This is a genomic window from Gaiella sp., from assembly GCF_057140465.1.
Genome location: NZ_DBNHWK010000075.1, coordinates 39,617 through 57,417, shown reverse-complemented (window position 1 = coordinate 57,417; position 17,801 = coordinate 39,617). Strand labels below are relative to the sequence as shown.

General features: G+C 72.8%; 22 protein-coding genes. 3 read left to right on the top strand and 19 right to left on the bottom strand.

Features of this window, described 5'->3' with window-relative positions; translation table 11 throughout:
- The 13 genes from rpsB to murA form a co-directional block, all read right to left on the bottom strand.
- On the bottom strand, positions 1 to 798 hold a 798-nt coding region (gene rpsB, locus AC162C_RS11385; RefSeq protein WP_484097653.1), incomplete at its 3' end, for a 30S ribosomal protein S2.
- Between the two features lie 169 nt (positions 799 to 967).
- Positions 968 to 1,861 (bottom strand): RluA family pseudouridine synthase, encoded by an 894-nt coding sequence (locus AC162C_RS11380; RefSeq protein WP_484097652.1) that lies wholly within the window; start codon positions 1,859 to 1,861, stop codon positions 968 to 970.
- The gene (gene lspA / locus AC162C_RS11375; RefSeq protein WP_484097651.1) at positions 1,833 to 2,426 is read right to left on the bottom strand and encodes a signal peptidase II; all 594 of its coding nucleotides are present in this window, start codon (positions 2,424 to 2,426) and stop codon (positions 1,833 to 1,835) included. Before lspA ends, AC162C_RS11380 begins: the two co-directional genes overlap by 29 nt.
- Entirely contained in the window at positions 2,423 to 2,779 is a 357-nt protein-coding gene (locus AC162C_RS11370) for a TraR/DksA family transcriptional regulator (protein ID WP_484097650.1), read from the bottom strand. Before AC162C_RS11370 ends, lspA begins: the two co-directional genes overlap by 4 nt.
- Positions 2,776 to 3,063 carry a DUF167 domain-containing protein gene (locus AC162C_RS11365; protein WP_484097649.1) on the bottom strand — a complete coding sequence of 96 codons (288 nt, stop codon included), beginning with the start codon at positions 3,061 to 3,063 and terminating at the stop codon, positions 2,776 to 2,778. Before AC162C_RS11365 ends, AC162C_RS11370 begins: the two co-directional genes overlap by 4 nt.
- Positions 3,064 to 3,092: 29 nt before the next feature.
- Positions 3,093 to 3,599 (bottom strand): DivIVA domain-containing protein, encoded by a 507-nt coding sequence (locus AC162C_RS11360; RefSeq protein WP_484097648.1) that lies wholly within the window; start codon positions 3,597 to 3,599, stop codon positions 3,093 to 3,095.
- Between the two features lie 18 nt (positions 3,600 to 3,617).
- Complete coding sequence (locus AC162C_RS11355) at positions 3,618 to 3,932, bottom strand: YggT family protein (RefSeq protein ID WP_462973663.1); 315 nt, start codon at positions 3,930 to 3,932, stop codon at positions 3,618 to 3,620.
- Between the two features lie 31 nt (positions 3,933 to 3,963).
- Entirely contained in the window at positions 3,964 to 4,515 is a 552-nt protein-coding gene (locus AC162C_RS11350) for a cell division protein SepF (RefSeq protein ID WP_484097647.1), read from the bottom strand.
- A gap of 62 nt (positions 4,516 to 4,577) precedes the next feature.
- The gene (locus AC162C_RS11345) at positions 4,578 to 5,171 is read right to left on the bottom strand and encodes a YggS family pyridoxal phosphate enzyme (RefSeq protein ID WP_484097646.1); all 594 of its coding nucleotides are present in this window, start codon (positions 5,169 to 5,171) and stop codon (positions 4,578 to 4,580) included.
- Positions 5,168 to 6,529 (bottom strand): CCA tRNA nucleotidyltransferase, encoded by a 1,362-nt coding sequence (locus AC162C_RS11340; RefSeq protein ID WP_484097645.1) that lies wholly within the window; start codon positions 6,527 to 6,529, stop codon positions 5,168 to 5,170. The genes AC162C_RS11345 and AC162C_RS11340 overlap by 4 nt, the downstream gene beginning before the upstream one ends.
- A 64-nt stretch (positions 6,530 to 6,593) precedes the next feature.
- A complete protein-coding gene (locus tag AC162C_RS11335; RefSeq protein ID WP_484097644.1) occupies positions 6,594 to 6,977 on the bottom strand; it encodes a RidA family protein in 384 nt (127 codons plus the stop codon).
- 20 nt (positions 6,978 to 6,997) lie between these two features.
- On the bottom strand, positions 6,998 to 7,471 hold the full coding sequence (hisB, locus tag AC162C_RS11330; protein WP_462973668.1) for an imidazoleglycerol-phosphate dehydratase HisB: 474 nt from the start codon (positions 7,469 to 7,471) through the stop codon (positions 6,998 to 7,000).
- Positions 7,468 to 8,748 (bottom strand): UDP-N-acetylglucosamine 1-carboxyvinyltransferase, encoded by a 1,281-nt coding sequence (gene murA, locus AC162C_RS11325; RefSeq protein ID WP_484097643.1) that lies wholly within the window; start codon positions 8,746 to 8,748, stop codon positions 7,468 to 7,470. Before murA ends, hisB begins: the two co-directional genes overlap by 4 nt.
- A gap of 27 nt (positions 8,749 to 8,775) precedes the next feature.
- Here murA and AC162C_RS11320 point away from each other — a divergent pair, with 27 nt between their 5' ends.
- Positions 8,776 to 9,339, top strand: a complete 564-nt coding sequence (locus AC162C_RS11320; RefSeq protein WP_484097642.1) for an HD domain-containing protein — start codon at positions 8,776 to 8,778, stop codon at positions 9,337 to 9,339.
- On the opposite strand, the gene AC162C_RS11315 is transcribed toward AC162C_RS11320, so the two are convergent.
- Positions 9,336 to 10,442 (bottom strand): aminotransferase class V-fold PLP-dependent enzyme, encoded by a 1,107-nt coding sequence (locus tag AC162C_RS11315; RefSeq protein WP_484097641.1) that lies wholly within the window; start codon positions 10,440 to 10,442, stop codon positions 9,336 to 9,338. The genes AC162C_RS11320 and AC162C_RS11315 overlap by 4 nt on opposite strands.
- Positions 10,443 to 10,484: 42 nt before the next feature.
- On the opposite strand from AC162C_RS11315, the gene AC162C_RS11310 reads away from it, so the two are divergent.
- Together AC162C_RS11310 and AC162C_RS11305 are read left to right on the top strand one after the other, a co-directional pair.
- Positions 10,485 to 11,540, top strand: a complete 1,056-nt coding sequence (locus AC162C_RS11310; RefSeq protein ID WP_484097640.1) for a glycosyltransferase family 4 protein — start codon at positions 10,485 to 10,487, stop codon at positions 11,538 to 11,540.
- Positions 11,537 to 11,872 (top strand): hypothetical protein, encoded by a 336-nt coding sequence (locus tag AC162C_RS11305; RefSeq protein ID WP_484097639.1) that lies wholly within the window; start codon positions 11,537 to 11,539, stop codon positions 11,870 to 11,872. Before AC162C_RS11310 ends, AC162C_RS11305 begins: the two co-directional genes overlap by 4 nt.
- 25 nt (positions 11,873 to 11,897) lie before the next feature.
- Here the strand turns inward: AC162C_RS11305 and AC162C_RS11300 are convergent, their stop codons facing one another.
- Genes AC162C_RS11300 through coaBC form a run of 5 tightly spaced genes read right to left on the bottom strand, consistent with a single transcriptional unit; the run spans position 11,898 to position 17,783 of the window.
- Positions 11,898 to 12,218, bottom strand: coding sequence for a tetratricopeptide repeat protein (locus AC162C_RS11300; RefSeq protein ID WP_462974742.1), 321 nt, complete (start codon positions 12,216 to 12,218; stop codon positions 11,898 to 11,900).
- 43 nt (positions 12,219 to 12,261) lie between these two features.
- Positions 12,262 to 14,481 carry a transglutaminase-like domain-containing protein gene (locus AC162C_RS11295; protein ID WP_484097638.1) on the bottom strand — a complete coding sequence of 740 codons (2,220 nt, stop codon included), beginning with the start codon at positions 14,479 to 14,481 and terminating at the stop codon, positions 12,262 to 12,264.
- A complete protein-coding gene (locus AC162C_RS11290) occupies positions 14,474 to 15,655 on the bottom strand; it encodes a DUF58 domain-containing protein (RefSeq protein ID WP_484097637.1) in 1,182 nt (393 codons plus the stop codon). Before AC162C_RS11290 ends, AC162C_RS11295 begins: the two co-directional genes overlap by 8 nt.
- Positions 15,652 to 16,617: an AAA family ATPase gene (locus AC162C_RS11285; RefSeq protein WP_484097636.1), complete on the bottom strand. Its 966-nt coding sequence runs from the start codon at positions 16,615 to 16,617 to the stop codon at positions 15,652 to 15,654. Before AC162C_RS11285 ends, AC162C_RS11290 begins: the two co-directional genes overlap by 4 nt.
- Positions 16,614 to 17,783, bottom strand: coding sequence for a bifunctional phosphopantothenoylcysteine decarboxylase/phosphopantothenate--cysteine ligase CoaBC (gene coaBC / locus AC162C_RS11280; protein ID WP_484097635.1), 1,170 nt, complete (start codon positions 17,781 to 17,783; stop codon positions 16,614 to 16,616). The genes AC162C_RS11285 and coaBC overlap by 4 nt, the downstream gene beginning before the upstream one ends.
- Positions 17,784 to 17,801 lie beyond the last annotated feature (18 nt).

Below are 17,801 nucleotides of genomic sequence, written 5' to 3'. Positions count from 1 at the left end.
GGCCGCCGCGGGCTCCTCCGGCGCGCTCTCGGCCGCCGCGGGCTCCTCCGGCGCGCTCTCGGCCGCCGCGCCGGCCGTCTCCGGTGACGTCTCGGCCACCATCTCCTCGGCCGTCACCTTCGACCGTCCCGCGGCGATCCCGTCGGCGACGGCCCGGACGATGAGCGCACACGAGCGGATCGCGTCGTCGTTGCCCGGGATCACGTAGGTGGCCTCGTCGGGGTCGCAGTTCGTGTCGACGAGAGCGATCACCGGGATCGTGAGCCGCCGCGCCTCGTTGACGGCGAGCTGCTCGGTCCGCAGGTCGACGATGAAGACCGCGTCGGGTTGCCGCTTGAGGTCGGCGACGCCTCCGAGATTCGCCTCGAGCTTCTCCAGATCACCCTCCATCGAGATCCGCTCCTTCGCCGGCAGCAGGTCGAGCTGCCCTTCCTGCTTCAGGCGCCGCAGCTCGTGGAGGTAGGCGATGCGGTCGGAGATCGTCCGCCAGTTGGTGAGCAGGCCCCCCAGCCAGCGGTGGTTGACGAAGGGCATGCCGACCCGGGTCGCCTGCTCGGCGACCGCATCCTGCGCCTGCTTCTTCGTCCCGACGAAGAGCACGACTCCGCCGCGCTCCGCGATGTTCCGCGCGAAGTCGTGTGCCGCCTGGGCCAGCGCCTGTGTCTGCTGGAGGTCGATGATGTGGATGCCCCCGCGCTCGGCGTAGATGAAGCGGCGCATCTTCGGGTTCCAGCGCCGCGTCTGGTGACCGAAGTGCACTCCGGCCTCGAGCAGCTCCTTCATGGAGACGACTGCCAAGGGATCAGCCCCTTTCGGTTGGTTTCGCTACGTCGGCCGGCGGATCCGAACGGAACCGGGCGGAACGCCGCGGCACCGCCGTCCGGATTGCCCACCGGGTGGTCGGAACGGGACGGCGACATCGTAGCGGCTCGCGACGGTCGCCACGATCTCGCCGCCCCCGGGGAGCTCAGCCTCGCGCGCGCTCGAGGGCCGAGGCGAGGTCGTCGGGCAGCGGCGACCGGACGTCGACGTCCTCCCCCGTGATCGGATGACGGAAGCGGAGGCGGTGGGCGTGCAGGAACTGACGGTCGAGACCGAGGTCGCCGCCGATGCCGTACACCGGGTCACCCGCAACGGGCAGGTCGATCGCAAGGAGGTGCACCCGGATCTGGTGTGTCCGGCCCGTCTCGAGGCGGACCTCGAGGAGGACGTGATCCTCCAGCTGCTCGACGACCTCGAACCACGTGACGGCGTCCCGGGGGGTGGCGGTGTCGAGCGACATCCGCGTACGGTCGCGGCGGTCACGGCCGATCGGCGCCTCGATGCGGCCGGTGCGCGACCGTGGGCGACCGCGTGCGAGCGCGAGGTACCGGCGGTCGAGCTCCCGTCGCCGGACGATGTCCGTCAGGAGCTCGTGCGCGCGCGGAGAGCGCGCCACGACGAGCAGGCCCGACGTGTCCCGATCGAGGCGGTGGACGATGCCGGGGCGCTCGTCGTCTCCGCCTGCGGCTCCGACAGCCAGCAGGGCGTGCGCCATGGTCGGCTCCTGCGGGCGGCCGGCGGGATGGACGACGAGCCCCGCCGGCTTGTCGACGACGAGCAGGTGCTCGTCCTCCCAGAGGATGGGGATCGCGATCGGCGCCGGCTCGAGAGCGACCGCCTCCGGGAGGTCGACGGCGACCTCCTCCCCGGCTGCGAGGCGCCGGCTCTTGCGCCCAGGGGCACCGCCGACGGTCACCGCGCCGGTCGCGAGCAGGCGCTCCGCCTCCGCGCGCGACGCGATCTCCGGCCGGTCGGCGAGCACGCGGTCGAGCCGCGAGCCGCTGTCCTCCTCAGGGACGGGAAAGCGGAGCGTCGCCAACGCGCGAGCTCGTCCGGTCGGCCGCGACGAGGGAGACGAAGAGCAACGCGACGCCGACGGTGATGAAGGTGTCCGCGAGGTTGAAGGCGGGCCAGTAGTCGACGTCGAGGAAGTCGGTGACGTACCCGAGCCGGACGCGGTCGACGAGGTTCGAGACGCTGCCTCCGAGGACCAGCCCGAGCGCGACGGTGAGGAGCGGGTGGCGCTGCGCGGAACGGGCGAAGAACACGACCATCGCGCCGACCGCGATCGTCGTGACGGCGATCACGGCCGTGGTCGAGTCCGCGAAGAGGCCGAACGCGATCCCCGTGTTGCGGACGTGGTTGATCGCGAACGGGCCGAGCACGGGAACGCCGTCACCGAGGGCGAGCGTCGAGCTGACCGTCCACTTCGTGAGCTGGTCGGCGGCGACCGCTGCCCCCATGACGAGGACGAGGGACAGCCAGTTCGTCCACGAGGCGCCGAGCGGCCGCTCGACCGTGGAGAGCGGGCGGAGCGCGTTCGTCGCGGACCCGACGCGGACGTCGAGCGACCTCGACCGCTCCTGCGTCGCGGGCTCCGTCACGCGCGCTCCTGCCGCCGCTTGTCGTCGAGGCAGAGCGTCGCGTACGGGACGGCCTCCAGTCGCTCCTCCGGGATCTCCGCTCCGCACACCTTGCAGCGCCCGTAGGTCCCGGCGTCGATGCTGGCGAGGGCGTCGTCGATCTCCACGAGGATGTGCCCGGCGTTCTCCCCGAGCGTCTGATCCATCTCCCGCTCCAGGACGTCCGATGCGTGATCCGCCATGTGCTGGTCACCGGCTGGGCTGTTGATCTCGCTGGCGTCCTCGTCGTCGCGGATGATGCCCTCGGCCGCAGCGGTCAGCCGGTCGCGGAGCTCCAGCAACTCGGCTCGTCGGGTGTCGAGATCGACGTTCACGGTGACTCCTTTCCTGCGGCGAGCCGCCGCTCGGCTTCCTGGGAGGTGACGCCCGTCAGCTCGACGACCTTGTCCCGCGAGGTCATCCCGCCGACGACGCGGACGTTCGGACGTGCGATGCCCATGGTCTCGGACAGGAGGGTGACGACGGCGTCGTTCGCCCGTCCCCGCTCGGGGGGTGCCGAGACCCGGATCTTCCATGCGTCCCCGTGCCGGCCGACGATCGCCGGGCGGTCGGCGCCGGGGGCGACACGAAGGCGCAGGCGAACAGCGCGGCGCTCCATGCCCCAAGGATAGACGGGGGTGGATTTCCTCAGCCGGCGATGCGACGGACGCCGGGGTCGGTCGTCTCCGTCTCGGCCGGCGATCCGACCTGCGTCGGTCGAGTGGGGACGGTCACCGTCGTCTCCCCGGGCATGGTGTCGACGACCTCGAGCGCGGACCGCAGGAGGAGACGGATCTTCCGGACTTCTGCCAGCAGCGTCTCCTTCTCGGCGATCGCCTCCCGGAGGATCCTCCTCGCCTCGGCGTTCGCCTCGCCGACGATCACGTCTGCCTCGCGACGTGCCTGATCGCGCATGTCGTGAGCCGCTCGCTCGGCCGAGACCAGTGTCGAACGGAGGAGCGCCTCGAGCTCGACATGACGGTTGAGCTCGGTCTCGAGCGCCTCGACGCGCTCCATGAGCTCGGCACGCTCGCGCCACACCGCCTCGAAGCTGTCGGCGATGTCCTCCATCACGCGGTGGACGGTCGCGCGCTTGTAGCCGAGAAGCCCTCGACGGAGCTCGATGTGTCTGATCTCGACCGGTGTCAGCGGCATGGCGGTACTCCCTTCTGGCTACAGGATGCGCCCGATGAGCGCATTGACGAGGCGTTGGAGGATGATCAGCGCGAAGATCGCCACGATCGGCGAGAGGTCGAGCGGGCCGAGCGGCGGGATGAACCGACGGAACAGTCGGAGGTACGGGTCGCAGATGTCGAAGAGAAAGCGTCGGACGCGCTCGACGAACGACGAGTACGGAAGCCGGATCCACGACAGCAGCACGTACGCGAAGACGAGGAGGATGTAGACGCCGACGAAGACGTCGACGAAGCGCTGGACGGACGACGCTGCGTCCGCGAGCAAGAGCAGGATGACGGGTGATCCGCCCACGAGGCGACGTTCGGCGCCGCGGCGCGGTTCCCTACGCCTGGTTGAAGAAGCCGCTCCCCCCACCGAGCGCGCGTGCGCGCTCCTCGGCGGAGAGCTCCACGTTCCGTGGTGTGAGGAGGAACACCTTGTCGGCGACGCGCTGCATGCTCCCGTCGAGCGCGTAGGTGAGACCGCTCGCGAAGTCGATGAGGCGCTTCGAGAGCTCGTTGTCGGCGCTCTGGAGGTTCAGGATCACGGGGATCTGGTCCTTGAACTTGTCGGCGATCTGCTGTGCGTCGTTGAAGCTCCGGGGCAGGACGAGGTGGACCTTCACCTGTGCGCCGGAGTCGACTCCACGGAGCCGGGCCCGGCGGGAGGAGGTCGGCGTCGGCGTCGGCTGCACCGCCGTGCCGGAGAGGCTCTCGCTGTCCGTCCAGCTGTCGGGATCGCTCGGGCGTTGCAGCCGGCGCACGTTGTGGCGGGTCCGTGCCCGTGACTCGCGCTCGGCCACTTCGTCGGTGACGAGCTCGTCGTCGTCCCAGTCCTCCTCCTCGGCGATCCCGAAGTAGACGAGCGTCCGGCTCCACATGTCGGAGAGGCCCATGACGCGTGCATCCTAATGGAGCGGCCGGATCGGCTCGATCCCCGAGGCCGCCCCGCGGCCGATCACGCGAAGAGGACGGAGCCGACCCGGATCAGCGTGGCGCCCTCGTCGACCGCCACCCGCCAGTCCTGCGTCGTCCCCATCGACAGCTCCTCGAGGCCGTGGTCGACCGCGAGCTCGCGCAGGCGACGGAACCACGGTCGCGAGTCCTCGGGGTCGGCGGTGAGCGGAGGCATCGTCATCAACCCGCGAATGAGCCCGGGGTACCGATCCAGGTACCCGGCGATCTCGTCGGGGGCGATACCCCCCTTCGTGCTCTCACCGCTCAGGTTGACCTCGAGCAACGCCGGGATCGTGAGGCGGCGGGCCGAGGAGTCGCTGTCGAGCGAGTGGACGAGCTCGCAGTGGCGGTTGACGACCTTCACCTTGTTCGACTGGAGGTGGCCGATGAAGTGCCACCGGAAGGCGTCGCCGTAGACGGCACGCTTGCGCTCCAGGTCCTGGGCACGGTTCTCGCCGACCACCTCGACGCCCGCGTCGGCGAGGATCGCCATCTGGTCGACCGGGACGTACTTGGTCGCCGCGACGACCGTCACGCCGGGGCCGGCCACGGCCCGGATCTCGTCCAGGCGCCGCCGCACCTCGTCGGCGGTCACGGTCGCAGCTCCTCGGCGAGCGCGAGCAGGGACTCCCGGTCGTTCCGGGCGGGATCCTCGAGCACCACGTCCAGGAGCGCCCGCAGGACCGTTCCGAGCTCGGGGCTCTCGCGGAAGCCTGCCGCGATCAGGTCGGCGCCGCCGATCGCGAGGTCACCGACGCGGTGCGGGCTCCCCTGCGCACGCTCGAGCGCCGCGCGCAGGGCGACGATCGTGTCACGTTCGGCGGCAGGGACGTCCTTCACCGAGAGGTCGGCCTGCTTGTGGGTGACGAGGTCGTACGCCACGGCGTCGCCGTGCGTGGCGAGGAAGCGACGGGCGTACACGTCGTCGACCGCGTCCACGCGGAATGCGTGCTCGCGCACGAGCGTCGTCACGCGGCGCTGCATCCGGGCCGGATAGCGGAGGCGGCGCAGGATCGACTGTGCGATCACCGCCCCGGCGGCCGCATGGCTGCCACCGCCGGCCTCTGCAGCCGGCTTCCCGACGTCGTGGAGGAGGGCGGCGAGCCGAACGGCGAGAGGCGCTCCGAGGTCGGCGGTCGCCTGCACGACGGCGATCATGTGCTCGTCGAGCGGGAGCGGCTGGCGGTCGCTCCCGAGCGAGAGCCCGATCACGGCCGCGTACTCCGGAACGACCTCGACGAGCACGCCGGTCTCGCGCGCGAGGCGCAGGGCGAGCCCGGGACGCTCGCCGAGGAGCAGCTTCGACAGCTCGCCGAGCCCGTCCGCCGCCAGGCCACCACCGATGCGCTCCGCCGACACGTGGCGGAGCCCCATCGCCTCGAGGCGCATGCGCGCGAGCGTGTCGCCCGTCGGCGTGAACCCGAGCTGCGAGACGAGGCGCAGCCCACGGAGCAGGCGCAGCGGATCCTCCACGAACGCCTGCGGCGACAGCACCCTGAGCTCACGTCGCGCCAGGTCGACGAGCCCGCCGAAGGGATCGACCAGCTCGCCCGTGTCGAGACGCCGGGCGAGCGCGTTGATCGTGAAGTCGCGGCGGGCCATGTCGTCGGCGACCCCGATTCCCGGGTCGCTCACGATCTCGAAGTCGCGGTGCCCGGGCCCCGTCGAGCGCTCGGCGCGCGGAGGGGTGAACTCGATGCCCTTGGGCGCGAGGCCGCGGACCTCGTCGTCGTCGGGGTGCAGACGTACGCCGACGAGCTGCCCGTGCACCTCCATGTCCGCGACCCGCCCGTACGGCGCGAGGAGCCCACGGAGCCGGTCGTGGTCGACGCCGGGGACGAGGAAGTCCTCGTCCCCGTGCGGGATCCCGAGCAGCTCGTCCCGCACCGCCCCCCCGACGACGTACGCGTCGATGCCGAGCGAGCGCACGAACCGGCGGACGGCAGTGGGCACGGTTAGGGATTCTGGACGGAGTGGCCGGTGTCCTGTTGCGTGGGGGACGCCGGGTGGCCGCCGGTCAGAGGTGGGCGACCGCCTCGATCTCGACGAGCGCGCCCGCGGGCAGCGCGGCGACGGCGAAGGTCGAGCGGGCGGGCGGGCGCTCGCCGACGAAGCGGGCGTACACCGCGTTCATGCGCGCGAAGTCGTCGAGATCCTGCAGGAACACGGTCGTCTTCACGAGGCGGTCGAGAGAGCTTCCCGCCGCCTGGAGGATCGACGAGATGTTCCTCATCGCCTGCTCGGTCTGCTGCTCGATGTCGCCCTCGATGGCGGCGTCGCCCGGACGCAGGCCGACCTGCCCGGCCACGAACACGAGGTCACCGATGCGAATCCCCTGGTTGTACGGTGCGCCCTGGAACGGTGCAGGCGCGTCCTCCGTCCGGATCACGTCCTTGTCCATGTCCACCTCCGTCGTCTGAATTACCGCGCCGACGCGCGCGCGAGCGCGACGCCGAGCGCCTTGAAGATCGCCGCCAGCACGTGGTCCGACTCCTCGCCCTCGATCAGCCGGACGTGGAGCGTGAGCCCGGCCGCCTCCGCGAGCGCTCGCAGGAACCGGTCGGCGAGATCCGATCCGAGCCCGCCGACCCCGGTCAGGTCCGCGTTCGAGGCGACGAGCGCGCGCCCCGATCGCTCGACGACCACCATCGCGAGCGCCTCGTCGGCAGGGAGCGTCGCGGCCCCGTGGGCACCGTCCGTCAGCAGCGGTGCGACCGCCTGGCCCAGTAACGCGCCCGCGGCGTCCACCTCGGCCTCCGGGTCGTCGGGGTCGACCTCGAGGGCGAGGTCGAAGCGGCCGGCGGCGGCGAGCTCACCGAGCAGGTGGTCGAGCAGCGACACGCCGGTGGCGACGTTCGCCGTCCCCGCCCCGGGCGTGATCCGCGCCCCGCTCACAGGTCCGCTCGCTCGACGGACGCGCCGAGGCCACGCAAGCGCTCGTCGATGCGCTCGTAGCCTCGATCGATCTGTCCGATGTTCCCGATCGTCGACCTCCCCTCCGCACACAGCGCCGCGATCAGCATCGCCATCCCGGCGCGGATGTCCGGGCTCTCGAGACGCTCGCCGTACAGTTTCGCAGGCCCCGTGACGACCGCCCGATGCGGGTCGCAGAGGATGATGCGCGCACCCATCGAGACGAGCTTGTCGACGAAGAACAGGCGGCTCTCGAACATCTTCTCGAAGATCAGGACGGTGCCGTGCGCCTGGGTGGCGGCGGTGACGGCGATCGAGGTCAGGTCGGCGGGGAAGGCCGGCCAGATCCCGCTCTCGATCTTCGGGATCTGGCCGCCGAGGTCGTCCTCCACCCGAAGGTGCTGCCCGGCGGTCACGTGGACGGATCGCTCGGCGACCTCGAGCTCGATCCCGAGCTTGCGGAACGAGGGCACGATCGAGATCAGGTCGTCGGGCTCGACGCCGTCGACCGTGACGGCGCCGCCGGTGACCGCCGCGAGGGCGGCGAAGCTCGCGACCTCGATGTGATCGGGCCCGATCCGGAAGGCACCGCCGCGGAGCGTGTCGACGCCCTGGATGCGGAGGATGTTCGACCCGATGCCGTCGATCTCGGCGCCGAGAGAGACGAGGAAGCGGCACAGGTCCTGGATGTGGGGCTCGCACGCGGCGTGACCGACGATGGTCTCGCCCTCGGCCTTCACGGCGGCCATGATCGCGTTCTCGGTGCCCATGACCGACGCCTCGTCGAGGTACAGCCGCTTCCCGCGCAGCCGCCCGACGGTGAGCTCGTAGGCGCCGTTGAGCTCGACGCTGACACCGAGCTCGGCGAAGGCGTGGATGTGCGTGTCGAGGCGGCGACGGCCGATCACGTCCCCACCGGGCGGCGGCACCGTCGCGCGACCGAAACGCGCGAGCAGCGGGCCGGCGAGGAGGAACGAGGCGCGGATGCGGCGGCAGAGGTCGGGGTTCAGCGACGTGCGCGTCACGCCGGACGCGTCGATCGTGACTTCGTTCGGCCCCGTCCAGCTCGCGGCCGCGCCGAGATCGGCGATGAGCTCGACCATCGTCTCGACATCCCGGATCCGCGGCACGTTCTCGAGTCGGACCGGCTCGGCGGCGAGGAGCGTCGCGGCGAGGATCGGCAACGCGCCGTTCTTGTTGCCGGCTGCGCGCACGGTGCCGGACAGAGCCCGGCCACCCTCGATCACGAACGACTCCATGAGGCGGCGGGTATCGTACCGCCCGGCATGGAGGTGACCCGCGAGCGAGCCTGGGAGACGCTGACCCGCTATACGACGAGCGAGTCACTGCTCCGGCACGCACTCGCCGTCGAGGCGTCCGTTCGGCTCTACGCGCGCCAGTACGGAGAGGACGAGGAGCTGTGGGGCGCGACCGCGCTCCTCCACGACTTCGACTACGAGATCCACCCCACGCTCGACAAGCACCCGCAGGACGGCGCGGCGATCCTCCGTGAGGAGGGGTATCCGGAGGAGCTGATCACGGCGGTGCTCTCCCATGCGGAGCATCTGGGGCTCCCGCGCGACACCCCGCTCAAGCGCGTCCTCTTCGCGTGCGACGAGCTCTCCGGTTTCGTCCACGCGTGCGCGCTCGTGCGGCCGACGGGCCTCGACGGCCTCGAGCCGAAGTCGGTGCGCAAGAAGCTCAAGCAGCCGTCGTTCGCGGCCGGCGTGCACCGCGAGGAGGTCTACGCGGGGGCCGAGTTGCTCGATCTCCCGCTCGACGACCACATCGCGAACGTCGTCGCGGCACTGCAGCCGATCGCACCCGAGCTCGGGCTGCGGACCGCCTAGCGGACGGCCTCGGCCGCGCTCGCGACTCCGTCGACGAGCCGACGGAGGTCGTCGTCGCTCGTCCACCACCCCACCGAGGCCCGGACGAGCTCGCGCCCGGGGAGCTCGCGCACGACCACGCCGGCGTCGTGGAGGTGCTGGACGAGTGTCCCCGCGCTGGTTCGCGGGGGACGGAAGGAGACGAGGGTCGACGCTCCGGACCCGACCAGCTCGACGTGGTCGGCGAGGAGGGAACGGCAGCGGTCGGCGGCGGCGAACGCGACCTCCGCTGCCCACGAGGGCCGCTCGGCGATCGCGACGAGGAGGCCCCGGAGGGTCGAGCGCGACCACCAGCTCCGCTCGAAGCGCTGTGCCCCGGCGCGCGGCACGAAGCTCCCGTCGGGCTCGTACGAGGCCTGTGAGAAGTACGTCGGCGAGGCGATGCGAAGACGCTCCGGCTGCGCGACCACGAGGGCGCCGGTTGCGTCCGGCCCGCACAGCCACTTCTGCCCGGACACGGTCAGGAAGTCGAAGCCCGCCGCCGTGACGGGGATCGCCCCCACGGACTGCGCGCCGTCGACGAGGACGGGCACCCCGCTGCGCTCCCGGAGCTCCGCGACGGGGAGCACGTCGCCCGTCGTCCACAGGACCTCGGAGGTCGCGATCAGGCGCGTGCGGGACGTCACCGCGGCGAGGATCTCCTCCGGCCGCGGAGGCACGACGACGACGCGCGCCGGCGACGCCCCCAGGGCGCCGAGCAACCCGAAGTGCTCGTCCGTCGTCGTGACGACCTCGTCCCCGGGCCCGAGGTCGAGCCCCGCGAGGACGATGCTGCACCCCTCGGTCGTCGACGTCGTCAGCGCGACCGTCGACGGCGCGGCGCCGACGAGCTCGCCGACGCGGCGGCGCACCTCCTCGCGGAGCGCCTGCGTCTCGAGGACGTACGGAAGCCCCGCCCGTCCCTCCACGAGGTCGCGTTCCTGCTCCTCCCGCATCGCGGCGACCGTGTCGCGCGAGAGCGGCCCGAACGTGCCCGCGTTCAGGTAGGCGACCCGCTCGAGCACGGGGAAGCGCGTGCGGGCGGCCTCGACGTCGCCGGGACGGACGGGGGTGCCTTGGCTCACCGGCGATCCGGTCATGGGTCCTCTCTACTCTACGGGCGCCGGATGCACATCCTCCTCGCCGACCCTCCCGCCTACACGCCGCCCTACGACCACGCGCTGGCGCGGGCGCTCGCCGGTGCGGGCGCGGACGTGGAGCTCGTCACGTCGCGGTTTCGCTACGGCCCGACGCCCGACGCGGAGGGCTACCGTGTGCGCGAGACGTTCTACCCGCTGTCCGTGCGGATCGGGGCGCACCGGGCCCGGCTCGCGGTCAAGGCGCTCGAGCACCCTCTGGGGCTCGCACGGCTCGCCGTCGCCCGTCCCGACGTGGTGCACCTGCAGTGGTGTGGCGCGCCCGAGATCGACGCGTGGCTGCTCCGGTCGCGCGCCCCCCTCGTGTTCACCGCGCACGACCTCCTCCCCCGCCGCACCGCGCATCGCGAGCGCACGTGGCGGCGGCTCTTCGCGCGCTTCGACCGGATCGTCGTCCACTCCCTGAACGGTCGCCGGGCGCTCGAGGACTTCGGGCTCGAGCCCGCGGCGCTCCGCGTCATCCCCCACCCCGTCTTCCGCGGGCCCATCGCCCGCGACGACGACGGGCGCACCGCACTCGTGGTCGGCACGCTCCGCCCGTACAAGGGAGTCCCCGACGCCGTCGACGCGGTGCTGCAGGTCGACGACGCCCGCCTGCTCGTCGCCGGCGACCCGCGCATGCCCCTCGACGATCTGCGGGCCCGGGCCGGCGCCCGCGCGGAGTGGCGGCTCGGCTGGCTGGACGCGCAGGCACTCGACCGGGTGCTCGCGGCATCGACCGTCGCCCTCTTCCCGTACCGCGCCGAGCTCGACCAGTCGGGTGCGCTGCTTCGCGCGCTCGGGAGCGGCGTCCCGGCCGTCGTCTACGACGTCGGCGGGCTCGGAGAGGTGGTCTCGCGGTACGGGGCCGGCCGCGTCGTCCCGCCGGGGGACGTCGATGCGCTGGCCACGGCCCTCGCCGAGCTCCTCGGCGACCCGGCGGCGCTCGCCGCAGCCCGCAGCGGTGCCGAGAAGGCGCGTCACGAGCTCACGTGGGAGGAAGCGGCGCGCCTGCACCTCGAGACCTACGCGGAGCTCGTGTCGTGATCAGGCGCCGCCGTCGCTTCGACGATCTCGTCGGCCGGCAGCTCGACCTGTTCGCCGACGACGAGGCCGACCTCCTGGTGGAGGCCGACGCGGCGCTCGTCGTCTGGCAGGGCAGCGGGCGGGACTCGGCGGAGGAGGCCTACGGCGACTACCAGCTCGTCGCCGACGCGATCGCCGACCGACTGCTGGAGGTGCGCGAGGGATACGCGGCGACGCTCCCCGAGGGGACGGACGACGAGTATCGACGGACGTTCGGCGACGCCGTCCGGCGCCGGTTCCGCAGCCACGCGTCGGTCGTCGCAGACCTCCTCGAGGACGACGCGGACGCCTAGCGCGCAGGGGAGCCGCGTCGGAGGATCACTCCGACGTCGCGCCGAGCCCGCGGGCGAGCTTGCGATGGCGTCGCGCCTCGTCGGCGCGACCCTGTTTCTCGAGGCTTCGAGCGAGCGCGAGATGGGCGTAGCCGTCGACGGGCGACAGCTCGAGCATCTTGCGGAACTCGGCCTCCGCCTCGCTCCAGCGGGTGATCCGGAAGTAGGCGATGCCGAGCGCCTCTCGGATCGAGGCCTTCTCCGGCTCGAGGCGCTTGGCGCGCTCGAGGGGAACGGTCGCCTGGGCCGCGTGCCCGGCCCGCAGCCGCTCGCGGCCTTCCTGGTAGAGCTCGTAGGCCTCGCTCACCCGTACAGCGTGCCGACGGTGTCAAGGATCCGTCGGTTCGCGCTCAGCGCACGACCAGCGAGCGGACAGACAGCGCTCCCCGCGCCCGCGTTGCCGGCCGTGTCCGCTCACGAAGCAGCGCGCGAACGCGCCGCAGCTCACGTCGCGCGTCGGCGGCCGCGCTCCCGGCACGCTCGGGCGGGCCAAAGCGCGCACGCCCAACGGCCTCGACGAGCGCGCCGAGCGGTACGCCGAGACCGCGCTCGGCCGCGACGCGGAGCTCCGGCAGGCTCGCGCCGCGACGGACGGGGACGCGTTGGTCGAGCAGCACGTCCTCGAGCTCGCGCCGGACCGCGAGCGCGATCCGGCGCGGGTCGCCCGAGACGTAGCGGAGGCGCCGCCGCACGAGCTTCGCGAGGACGACCGCGAGCAGCGCGAGGAGGACGCCGAGCGCGACGAGGGCCGCCGCTCGTCCTCGTGCGGGCGCAGGGCCGTCCTCGGCGGCCGCCGCCGGGGATGCGCCGGCAACGGTGCCGGTCGTCGCTCCGAGGTCGACGACGTCCAGCAGGGCGCCGCGCCCCAGCGCCCTGATCGCATCGGCCGAGTCCGAAGCGAAGGTGTAGCCCGCGGTCAGCGTGCCGCGGCCGGGTGTCGGGTCGAACGTGACCCAGCCGTACCCGTCGAACCAGGCCTCCACCCACGCATGGGCGTCGCGGTCGGCGACGTCCCAGACGCCGTCCTTCCACTTCCCGCTCGTGAAGCCCACGGCGACACGCGACGGCACACCGAGCATCCGCAGCATCAGCGCCATCGTCCCGGCGAAGTGCTGGCAGTACCCGGCTCGGTGCCGCGCGACGAAGTCGACGAGCGGCGGCGCCTGCCCGCGTGGTGGTTGCTCCTCGTAGCGGAAGCCGCCCTTGGTCCGGAGCCAGCGCTCGATCGCCAACGTCGCCTCGTAGGGAGACCGTGCACCGCCGGCGACCCGCCGGGCTTCCTCCCACAGCGGCCGATACGCGCGCACGGCGATGTAGCGGTCGTCCACGAACAGCCGCTCGACGACGGCCTCTCGCCGCGGCTCGCCGAAGGGGGGCAGTGCGGCGCGATCGATCACCAGGTACCGGGCGAGGCCGGCGGCATACGTGGGTTGCGACCGGACGAGGTCGCGCGGCAGCGGCCTCGGCACGTAGCCCCAGATCGTGTAGCGCTCGCCGCGCCCGATCCCGTCGGGGACCCTCATCACGCCCCCGCTGAGCACGAAGACACGTGAGAGCGTCGTGCTCTCGACGCGCATCGGCTGTCCCGCGGAGACGAGGCGATCGTCGTCGAGGCGCACGACCTCCACGTCCTGCCTCACCCAGGCCTCGGGATCGCCCGCGGCCTCCGGGAGCAGCGGGTCGCCGGGGAGTCGGCGGCTGGGCTCGGAGAGCACCACGGGGTAGAGGTTCTCGATCCACCGGTCGGCCGTGAAGAGGTCGAGTGTCGACGCCCGCCAGTAGCGCGCGCTCCGATCGGCTGTGATCCGGAGGACGGTCGTGCGCCGCGAGGGGAACCGGATCCCGTCGTACTGCCCGTCCCACACGTACCGCACGCCGAGGCGCTCACCGATCGAGCCGACGAGCGACCAGCTCTTCCAGTCGAGGTACGGCTCGCGCGGCACGGCGCCGGCGGCCGCCGCGCCTGCACCGACCGTCAGCACGAGCAGGACGGCGGCTGCGCTCGTGACGCCCTCGCGGGGCGACCGGACACGTAGTACGACGAGAGGCCAGAGCGTCGCTGCCAGGAGCAGGGCGCCGAGTGCGAGATCGGGCCCACCGTCGACGCTCGCCGTCGCCCAGCCGCCACCGACGACGACCGCGGCGCTCGCGAGGAGCGGCCGTCGCGCGGCGACTGCGAGCGCGACGGCGATCCCGAATCCGAGCACGGCGACGAGCACGAGGGCGTGCATCTCGGGTCGCTCGCCCGGGTCGAAGGGCAGAGCGACCCGCTCGAACCCGCGGAGCCCGTCCTTCGCCTGCCCCACGATGGCGCCGAGCCACGTCCCCTCCGTACGGGGGAGCAGCTCCTGGGGCGCCGCTCGGAAGACGAGCGAGAGGCCGGCGAGGATGACCATGACGGCGACGACGGCGCGCAGCCCGGCCCGGCGAACGCCGGCGGGCGCGATCGCGAGCGCGGCGACCGCCAGCAGTACGCCGAGCGACACGGGCTCCTCCATGCGGCCCCACAGCAGGGCGAGGGCCGCCGCAGGCGCGGCGGCCGCGATCAGCGCGCGGAGTCGGTCACGCACCGAGCCGCTCCCGAGTGTCTCCACCGAGCGAGGCGGCGAGGTCGTCCCCACACCGTAGGACGACGACCGGCACCCGACTCGCCACGAGCCGCAGCAACGACGGATCGGGCTCCGACCGCGCCGTGCCCACGTAGGTCGGAGCGTCCACGACGACGAGCGCGGCGCCCGGCAGCCTGCCGAGGCGACGGGCCAGCGCGAGCGATGGACGGGCGGTGACGACGACCGTCTCGGTCGCTCCACTCACGGCGCTCCGCGAGCCACCGAGGATCGAGTGCACCGGAGTGGTCGCGTCGGCCTCGGCGGCGGCCAGCCCGTCGAGCGCCGCGTCCCACTCCCGGCCCGTCGAGCCGAACCGGAAGGCGCGCATCCTCGCGCCGTGGACGACGAGCCTCACCCGACGACCGCGGCCCGCGACCGAGGCGGCGATCGAGGCCGCCGCGCGTACGGCCTCGTCGAAGCTGGACGCTCCACGCGGCCCGACGTCGCCGGCGGCGTCCCCGTCGAGCACGACCACGACCTGGTCACCGGAGGGGTCGTCGAGCTCGCGCACCATCAACTCGCCGCGTCGGGCGGTCGAGGGCCAGTGCACGGCGCGCAGCGGCTCGCCATCGCGGTACTCCCGGATCCCGTGGGGCTCGAGGCCGCTCGGGCTGCGCAGCGGACGGCTGCGTCCCCAGGAGGAGACGCCGTCGCTGCCGACGAAGGGTCGCCGGAGGGGGACGACGCGAGGTCGGACACACAGGTGCGCCGTCTCGTCGAGCGCCATCGTCACGCGTTCGAGCCCGAGTGGGTCCTCGAGCACCAGCGTCCCCGGCCCGAGGACGTACAGGCCGCGGGGGAGCCGTTCGATCGCGAGCACGCCTCGTCCGCGCCGGAGCGTGACGGGATGCTCGCCGAGGATGCCGACGCGCTCGATCGCGGTCGCACGCCCGAGCGGAGCACGGGCCGCGCTCAGTCGCAGCTCGAGACGGAGCGGATCGCCTTCGACCAGGTGCTTGGGGGCGTGTCGCTCGAGCCGAGCGCCCGCAGCGCTCAGGCGCCGCCAGCCGAGAGCGAGGAGCCCGGCGGCGATGAGGCCTGCACCGACCGGGGCGAGCGGGATCGAGCCGAACAACCAGGACGCGACGAGCGCAACCGCCCCCAGCGCGATCGCCAGCCGGCCACGGCGTCTCACACCGGAACCGGCGTCGCGTCGAGCGCGTCGTGCACGGCCTGCAGTGCGGAGAGACCGGTCGAGACGGCCTCGGGGGCGAGGAGCAGCCGGTGGGGCAGCACGGTCGGCGCGACGGCGCGCACGTCGTCGGGCAGCACGAAGTCGCGACGCTCGGCCACCGCCCGCGCCTTCGCGAGACGGAGCAGCGCGACGCCCGAGCGGGGGCTCGCCCCGAGCGCGAGCCGTTCGTCGTCCCGCGTGTGCCGAAGCAGGGCGACGGTGTACCGGTTCACGCTCTCCTCGACGAACACGTGTCGTGCGGCCTCGATCGCCGCCGTCACCTCTGTCCGCCCGGCGACCGGTCCGAGGTGGTCGAGCGGTGGCTCCGTCGTCTGCTCGGCGAGCATCCGGGCCTCCTCCGCGAGGGGGGGATACCCGATCGCCATCCGCACGGCGAAGCGGTCGAGCTGGGCCTCGGGGAGCGGGTACGTGCCCTCGTACTCGACCGGGTTCTGCGTCGCGATCACGAGGAACGGGCGATCGAGGCGATGCGTCACGCCGTCGACGGTGACCTGGGTCTCCTGCATCGCCTCGAGCAGGGCGGACTGGGTCTTCGGCGACGCCCGGTTGATCTCGTCGACGAGCACGACGTTCGCGAACACGGGGCCTGGTCGAAAGCGAAAGCCGCCGGCACGCTGGTCGTAGACGTTGACGCCCGTCACGTCCGCCGGGAGCAGGTCGGGCGTGAACTGCACCCGCGCGAACGAGAGGTCGAGTGAGCGTGCGAGCGCCTTCGCGAGGACGGTCTTGCCAACGCCGGGTACGTCCTCGACGAGCACGTGCCCCTCGGCGAGGAGGCAGAGGAGGGGCAGGCGAAGCGTCTCCGCCGGCGCATGGACGACGGTCCCGAGGTTCGCGACGACGCGGTCGGTGAGGTCGGCGGCCTCTGTCACGCGCGCCGCCATCGCCGCCTGGCCGCTCACGGGCGATCCTCGAGGATCCGCTCCACCTCGTCGATGACCGCGCGTGCGATCTCGGCCTTGGCGGCCTTGGGCACGTGCGTCTCGTGCTCACGGGTGATCAGGACGACCTCGTTGTCGGGCGCGTCGAACCCGACGTCGTCTCGCGCGATGTCGTTGTAGACGACGAGGTCGACGCTCTTCTCGTGGAGCATCCGGCGCTTTCGGGCGAGGCCCTCCTCCCCGCTCTCGGCACCGAAGGCGACGAGCACCTGGGACGGCGTCCGCGCGGCACCGAGCGCGCGGAGCACGTCGGGTGTCGGCACGAGCTCCACGACCCACGGCTCACCGTCCTTCGCGCGCTTGCCCTCGGCCTGGTGGGCGGCGCGGTAGTCGGCGACGGCTGCCGCCATCAGCACGACGTCGACATCGGTCCGGGCCAGCGCCTCACGACGGAGGTCGGCCGCCGTCGGCGTGGGCACGAGTTCGACGCCCGCCGGCGCCGTGACCTGAAGGTTCGCCCCGAGCAGCGTCACCTCCGCGCCTCGTCGGCGGGCCTCCTCGGCGAGGGCGACCCCCATCCGGCCGGACGAGCGGTTCCCGATGAAGCGCACGGTGTCGAGCGGCTCGCGGGTCCCGCCCGCGGTCACGAGCACGCGGAGCCCCCCGAGCGTCGAGACGGCGGAGCCGCCCGCGAGGAGCGCCGTCGCGCGCGCCGCGATCTCCTCCGGCTCCGCCATGCGACCGACGCCGACCTCTCCCTCTGCGAGCTCGCCCGCCACCGGGCCGACGACCTCCACGCCCCGCGCGACGAGTGTCTCGACGTTCGCCCGTGTCGCAGGGTGCTCCCACATCGCCGTGTTCATCGCCGGCGCGACGAGCACCGGGCCGCGATGCGCGAGCGCCGCCTCCGTGAGCAGGTCGTCGGCGAGGCCGTGCGCGAGCCGGGCGAGGGTGTTCGCCGTCAGCGGGGCGACGACGAGCAGGTCGGCCCCGACGAGATGGGGATAGGGATCGGACGGGCGCTCGCGCCGGGCGAGGGCGAAGAAGGTCTCGGCGGTGACGAATCGCTCTGCGCCTGCCGTGGGGATCGGGAGGACGTCGTGACCGTCACGCACGAAGCGCCGCAGGAGCTCACATGCCTTGTACGACGCGATGCCGCCGGTGATCCCGAGGAGGATGCGCGCCATCGGGACATTGTGCCCGCG